This is a genomic window from Pseudomonas tumuqii, from assembly GCF_013184545.1.
GTDB classification, from domain to species: Bacteria; Pseudomonadota; Gammaproteobacteria; order Pseudomonadales; family Pseudomonadaceae; genus Aquipseudomonas; species Aquipseudomonas tumuqii.
The window spans coordinates 1-3,066 of record NZ_JAAOJA010000039.1 but is presented as its reverse complement, the minus strand read 5'-3'; the positions used below and the strand labels follow the sequence as shown (position 1 = coordinate 3,066).

General features: G+C 64.8%; 3 protein-coding genes and 1 pseudogene. All 4 read right to left on the bottom strand.

The features are described from left to right. Positions 1–1,205: acyl-CoA dehydrogenase family protein (locus tag G9C89_RS24790; protein ID WP_172153343.1), on the bottom strand; the 1,205-nt coding region annotated here is incomplete at its 3' end. A gap of 56 nt (positions 1,206–1,261) precedes the next feature. Beyond that, positions 1,262–1,945 (bottom strand): TetR/AcrR family transcriptional regulator, encoded by a 684-nt coding sequence (locus G9C89_RS24785; RefSeq protein WP_172153341.1) that lies wholly within the window; start codon positions 1,943–1,945, stop codon positions 1,262–1,264. Positions 1,946–1,999: 54 nt separating this feature from the next. Next, positions 2,000–2,851, bottom strand: coding sequence for a 3-hydroxybutyryl-CoA dehydrogenase (locus G9C89_RS24780; protein ID WP_172153339.1), 852 nt, complete (start codon positions 2,849–2,851; stop codon positions 2,000–2,002). Positions 2,852–2,868: 17 nt separating this feature from the next. Further along, positions 2,869–3,066, bottom strand: a pseudogene (locus G9C89_RS24775) (acetyl-CoA C-acyltransferase); the annotation flags it as partial.

Genomic DNA, 3,066 nt, shown 5'->3' with positions numbered 1-3,066 from the left:
AGGAAGGCCTTGGCCACCGGGGTCAGCAGCGCCACCAGCTCTTCGGCGCGCTTGCGCGTGGCCGGGTCCTCGCTGAACTTGGCGGTGTCGAGCTGCATGGCGACGTAGCTGGAGAAGGCACGACCGCCCTCGTTCAGCGCCTTCATGGTCAGCAGCATGCGCCTCACGTCCGGATGGACGATGATCGGGTCGGCGGCCTTGTCCTTGGCCTGCGGGCCGGTCGGTGCGCGGCTCTGGATGCGCTCGCGGGCGTACTCGACGGCGTTCTGGTAGGAGCGCTCGCCCAGGGCCAGGCCCTGGATGCCGACGCCCAGGCGCTCGTAGTTCATCATGGTGAACATCGCCGCCAGGCCCTTGTTCGGTGCATCGACGATCCAGCCAGTGGCACCGTCGAAGTTCATCACGCAGGTGGCCGAGGCCTTGATGCCCATCTTGTGCTCGATCGAGCCGCAGGACAGCGCGTTGCGCTCGCCCAGGCGGCCGTCGGCACCGACCATGAACTTCGGCACCAGGAACAGCGAGATGCCCTTAGGCCCGGCCGGGGCGTCCGGCAGCTTGGCCAGCACCAGGTGGATGATGTTCTCGCTGAGGTCGTGCTCGCCGCCGGTGATGAAGATCTTGGTGCCGCTGATCTTGTAGCTGCCGTCGGCCTGGGGCTCGGCCTTGGTGCGGATGATGCCCAGGTCGGTGCCGGCATGCGGCTCGGTCAGGCACATGGAACCGGCCCAGGTGCCGGCGTACATGTTCGGCAGGTATTTTTCCTTCAGCTCTTCACTGGCGTGGGCGTTGATCGACAGGCAGGCGCCGGCGGTCAGCATCGGGTAGAGGCCGAAGGACAGGTTGGCCGAGTTGACCATCTCTTCCACTTGCGCGGAGATCGCCTTGGGCATGCCCATGCCGCCGAACTGCGGGTCGCCGCCGACGCCGACCCAACCGCCTGCGGCATAGGTCTGGTAGGCCGCCGGGAAACCGGCCGGGGTCTTCACCGCGCCTTCGCTCCAGGAGCAACCTTCCTCGTCGCCGCTGCGATTGAGCGGCGCGATGATGCCGGCAGTGACCTTGCCGGCTTCCTCGAGAATGGCGCTGGCGGTGTCTTCATCCACCACCTCGGCCAGGGCCGGCAACTCGGTCCACAGCTTGGAGACTTCGAATACTTCGTTGAGCACGAAACGCATATCGCGCAGGGGAGCTTGGTAGTCAGACATGATCGAATTACTCAGACAGTGTGCGGGCATTGCGCATGCCCCGATTAATAGAACGGTCAGCCGCGCGGGCTTGCACCAGGGACGCGCAACGTAACTACGGTTGCGCTATCTGCAACCGCTGTCGGTTGCTTGAAAACACCGGACAGAGAGCCGAGGACGATCCCGCCGATCACCTCCTGTCTCTGCGCCGGGGACAAACCAGACTGATCCAGCCAGGCCGGCAGGTTGTTGAGCCAGGCGACGACAGCTTGCACGGTCGCCTTGAGCACCGGCAGCGGGCCTGTAGCGCCGGCCTCCAGCAAGCGCGCCAGGAGCTTCTCCTCATAGCGCCTGCGCAGCTGCTGGATCTGACTCTGGTGCTGCGGCGAGAGGCAGCGATACTCCCGCTCGGCCATCAGGAAATGCAGACCGCGGTGCTCGTGCAGGGCGATATGTGCCCGTAACAGCGCCTGCAGGCGGCCGTGGGCGGCGCCATGGTCGGTGAGCAGGACCGCGTCGAGCAGGTCCTCATAGAGTTCCTCGATCAGCTCGAACAGCAGTTGTTCCTTGCTCTGGAAATGGTGGTACACCGAGCCCGCGCCGATCCCCAGGTGCAGGGCCAGTTCACGCATGCCCACCTCGGCAAAACCGCGCTCGGCGAACAGTTCGAGCGCCTTGCCGCGGATCTGCTCGAGGCGCGAGAGCGGTGCCTCACCTGACTCATCAGGGCATGCTGAGACGAACGATCGCTTGGTATTCATGGCTATACGACTCCCGGAAAAAGCCAGCGGTAGCCCATCCCTGGCAACCGCTGATCAGCTATAGCGGTAAAAGCCATGACCGCTCTTGCGCCCGAGGCGACCGGCTGCCACCAGCTCCTTGAGCAAGGGTGCCGGGCGGTATTTGGGATCGCCGAAACCCTGCTGGAAGGACTGCAGAATCGCCAGCAGGGTATCCAGACCGATCAGGTCCGCCAGCGCCAGCGGCCCCATGGGCTGACCGCAACCCAACTGCATGCCGGTGTCGATATCCTCGGCAGTGGCCAGGCCTTCCTGCAGGGTGAAGATGGCTTCGTTGAGCATCGGCACCAGAATCCGGTTGACCACGAAGCCCGGGCGGTTGCCCGCGCTGATCGCGGTCTTGCCAATGCGCTCGGCGAACGCCAGGGTGCGGGCATGGATAGCCTCGGCGGTTTCCAGCCCGCGAATCACTTCCACCAGCGTCATGAGCGCTACCGGGTTGAAGAAATGCAGGCCGATGAAGCGCTCGGGACGCTGCACCTGGGCGGCCAACTGACTGATCGACAGCGACGAGGTATTGCTGGCGATGATGGCCTCGGCGCTGACCCGCTCACTGATCTGCTTGAGGATGCGCAGCTTCAGGTCCAGGTTCTCGGTAGCCGCCTCGATCACCAGGCCGGCGTCGCTCAGGCTGGCATAGTCGATACTGGTGCTGATGCGCCCCAGTGCGGCAGCGCGCTGCTGCTCGGTCAGCGAGCCCTTGTCCACTTGCCGTCCGAGGCTGCGATCAATGCTCGCCAGCGCCTTGGCCAAGGCGGCTTCGGATATATCCACCAGCGCGACGGACAGCCCTGCAAGGGCACACACCTGGGCAATACCGCTGCCCATGATGCCGCCGCCAATGACACCGATAATCTCGTCGCTCATGGTCGTCTCCCGCCTGCTCAAACACGCTCGAAGATTGCGGCAATGCCCTGGCCGCCGCCGATGCACATGGTCACCAGGGCATAACGGCCCTGGGTGCGATGCAGTTCGTGGATGGCCTTGGTGACAATGATCGCCCCGGTGGCACCGACCGGGTGGCCGAGGGAAATGCCCGAGCCATTCGGGTTGACCTTGGCCGGGTCGAAGTCGAGTTCGCG